The following is a 3,440-nucleotide window of genomic DNA, read 5'->3' as shown; positions in this document are numbered from 1 at the left end:
GGCGTATGAGAAGCGTAACATGCTGGACAACGCGGACTTCCGCAATCCGGTCAACCAGCGTGCGGAAAGTGAATATTCGGTGAGCCGCAAATATACGCTCGACCGCTGGGCGTTATATACGTCCGGCGGCAGCGTGCGGAGAAACAGCGGCTACGTCACGCTCTCCTGCACGAACGGCGCGGCGTATATGATACAGCCGATACGACTCGTCGGGCTCGCGGGGCGGACGGTTACGCTGTCGGTGCAGCTGCTCGCCGGCTCCGGCAGAATAGGCGTCTTCGCGAACCCGGACATATACAGCGTCGCGAACCCGACGAGCAGGGCGATGAGCGGCGCGGGCGTACACAGCATAACGGCGGTCGTGCCGTCCGACGCGTCCGGCTACCTCTGCGCGTATATATCCTGCACCACCGGCGAGACGCTGAACATAGCGCGGGCTATGCTCGAGTACGGAGACGAGAGCACGCTGGCGCAGGCGGCTCCGGGGAACTACGATACGGAACTGCTCGCCTGCCTCCGCTACGCGATGGCGATAAGCACGCCGAGCCGCTTCCGCATGACGAACTATTCGACGACTTATTTGGATTTCAACATCCCGCTTCCTGCGTCGCTGCGTTCAGCGCCGAGCCTTGAATCCGGCGAGTTCCAGCTGCGCACGCTGTCGATGGGCAGCGTCTCCGGCTTGGCGATTTCGAACGTGGAGTTCATCTCGTACAACCAGACGCTCGGCGTGCGAGTGACTACGGACGTGGCGCACGGGCTGACGGACGCCGTGCTGTACGTGCCTTCGAGGGTGATCATTTCAGCAGACATTTAATAAAGGAGCGAAAACAATGGACGTAAAAATGGCTGTGGTCTGGGCCGGCGTGATAGCCGGCTCTTGTCTTTTCTGGGGCTGGGCTCTGTCCCGGCTGATATAGGGGGAATGCAGCATGAATGACGAAACGCTCGAAGTGACGTTGTCCCAGCTGTCGACGCAGCTGGAGAAGTTCGAGGAGAAGAACACAGCCTCGCACAAGGAGCTGTTCAACCGCCTGTCCGAAATAGAGAAAACGCAGGCGCGGCTGGACGTCGTCACAGGCGGAGCCCTTTTCGTCGGAGGGCTCATCACGGGGATAATCATTCCCAAACTTTTTTAAGAAGGAGATATAAGAGAAATGGACAAAATCAAAGAGTTGCTTGCGAAGTTCGCGGCGGGCGCTATAGCCTCGCTGAAAATGTGGGTGTTGCAGCTGGTCATAGAAGCCGAGGGCGCTATACCCGGCGGCACGGGCATAGAAAAGCGCGCCTACGTGGTGCAGCGGCTCGACGACATGGTGAAGCTGCCGTGGTATCTGGAACCATTCGACGGGCCGGCCTTCGGGCTGCTGGTGGATATGGCCTGCGACAAGATGAACCTGCTCGTAGGGCACAAATGGGAGGCGGCAGAACTCACGCCCGAGCAGACGCAGAAAATCGCCGCGGTGATAGACGTGCCGGCGTCGGCCGCGGCGAAGGCCGTAGGCGAAGTGAAGGGCGGCGTCAACGAGCGCATAGAAGCCCTGTACAAGCAGTACGGCCTGAAAAAATGAGCTGGGAACGCGCCATAGCCTTCACCCTCCGCTGGGAGGGCGGCTACGTGAACAACCCGGCGGACAGGGGCGGCCCGACGAACAGGGGCATCACGCAGGGGACGCTCTCTGCCGCCTATGCCTCCGGCATAGTCAAGCATAACAACATAAAAGCGCTGACGAAATCCGAGGCGATGGCGATATACAACGTCCGCTACTGGGCCCCCTACGATTGGGGGCGCTACGGCGAGCCGGTGGACATGATAATGTTCGATATGGCGGTGAACCACGGCATGGGCAACGCGGCGCGTATAGCGCAGCGCGCCTGCGCGTCGCTGGGGGCGTTCGTCGTGATAGATGGAAAGTGGGGCCCCAAGACGCGCGAAACGCTCTATACGCTTGCCTGGAAAAACGGGCTCGCGCTCTCGAAAATGCTGCTCGTCAAGCGCCTGAACTTCTACGACGCCATTATAGCGGCGCGCCCGAACCAAAAGCGTTTTAGGAACGGCTGGCGCAACAGGACGTTTGCGCTGGCCAAGGCGTGCGGGGTAAGAATAGCATAAAACCCCGCGTCCGCACGCTCTCGCGCCGAGACCGACCGGGGGCTGCGTCGTATAGGCGCAGGGATTAGGCTGATAGTATAGCACGGTGCGGGCTCCTTCGGGGGCCCGCTTTTTGTTTATAGGAGGGGAAAAGAAAAAATGCTATTTTATGAAAATCCTAATGGAAAGCTCTATCACGGCGACTGCCTCGAAATAATGAAAGATATTCCCGATGGCAGTGTTGATATGGTGCTCTGCGACCTGCCGTATGGCATGACAGCATGCGATTGGGACGTTGTGATCCCATTTGAGCCGTTATGGGAGCACTATAACCGCATTTGCAAACGAAATGCGGCTGTGGTGCTTTTCTCGCAGCAGCCGTTTACAACCGATATAATAAACAGCAACCGCAAGAAGTTTCGATATGAAATTATTTACCGCAAGACAATGAAGATGGGGTTTCTCAACGCGCACAAAATGCCGTTGAAAGGGCATGAAAATATATGCGTGTTTTATAAAGCGCTTCCCACATATAATCCACAAAAAACACAAAGCAGAAATCGTCCGCGGATAAGGGTCCAAGAGGATGCCCGTTGTAGAATATACAGTAAGTTCAAGGGGGGGGTGATGGTAGATGACGGCAGCCGTTATCCCGAGTCCGTTATCGATTTTTCTAATTTCAACGGCGGCGGTTTTGTAAAAAACAGGGAGCGCACGAAACATCCCACGCAGAAGCCCGTCCCTCTGTTGGAATACCTGATACGCACCTATAGCAATGAGAAAGAAACGATCCTCGACAACTGCATAGGCTCCGGCAGCACGGCGGTTGCTGCGGAGAACACAGGGCGCCGGTGGATAGGCATAGAAAAAGAAGAACACTTTTGCGAGGTCGCGAAAAAACGCATCGCGGAGGCGGCTGCGCAGGGAAGGCTTTTGCTTTTACAGGGGTAGGGCTCGCGTCCTACCATAAGAAGGGGGACTGCCAAATGTAAATAACATATATACATCTATATACATCTATATACATCTCTCCATGTGTGCAGTGCAGGGCGGGGCTCGCAGTCCCCGCCCCCTTTATTTTTTTTCGAAAAAAATCTCATATTTTTTTATGAAAACGCTTGACAAATTACACGAGGGTGTTATAATAGAAACATAAAGAAGAGGGGCAATCGCCCCACAAAAAAGAGGAGGAAACAAAAATGACAAACTGGACAAAAATAATAGACGACAACTACGACGACCTGATCGACGCCCTCACCGCCGCGCAACGCACCGCGATCGAGTGCGGGAAAATCGACGCCGTGAAGGGGCAGGCGTTCCAGGCGGTGAACGAAGTGCTGCTCTATGA

5 protein-coding genes are annotated in these 3,440 nt (G+C 55.9%); all 5 read left to right on the top strand.

Annotated features, from left to right (window positions below; all coding sequences use genetic code 11):
• Window positions 1–817, top strand: an 817-nt coding sequence (locus EH55_RS12860) for a hypothetical protein (RefSeq protein ID WP_236617145.1), incomplete at its 5' end; no start/stop codon positions are given.
• 115 nt (window positions 818–932) lie between these two features.
• Window positions 933–1,139: a hypothetical protein gene (locus EH55_RS12855; protein ID WP_037978658.1), complete on the top strand. Its 207-nt coding sequence runs from the start codon at window positions 933–935 to the stop codon at window positions 1,137–1,139.
• Window positions 1,140–1,157: 18 nt separating this feature from the next.
• Window positions 1,158–1,571: a hypothetical protein gene (locus EH55_RS14510; RefSeq protein ID WP_037978656.1), complete on the top strand. Its 414-nt coding sequence runs from the start codon at window positions 1,158–1,160 to the stop codon at window positions 1,569–1,571.
• Window positions 1,568–2,113, top strand: coding sequence for a glycoside hydrolase family 108 protein (locus EH55_RS13680; RefSeq protein ID WP_051682923.1), 546 nt, complete (start codon window positions 1,568–1,570; stop codon window positions 2,111–2,113). Before EH55_RS14510 ends, EH55_RS13680 begins: the two co-directional genes overlap by 4 nt.
• Before the next feature lie 138 nt (window positions 2,114–2,251).
• Window positions 2,252–3,043: a DNA-methyltransferase gene (locus tag EH55_RS12840; RefSeq protein ID WP_037975519.1), complete on the top strand. Its 792-nt coding sequence runs from the start codon at window positions 2,252–2,254 to the stop codon at window positions 3,041–3,043.
• Window positions 3,044–3,440: the final 397 nt, after the last annotated feature.

Source organism: Synergistes jonesii, from assembly GCF_000712295.1.
Classification (GTDB): Bacteria; Synergistota; Synergistia; order Synergistales; family Synergistaceae; genus Synergistes; species Synergistes jonesii.
The sequence above is the reverse complement of the archived record's forward strand: the minus strand, read 5'-3'. Positions and strand labels throughout refer to the sequence as shown.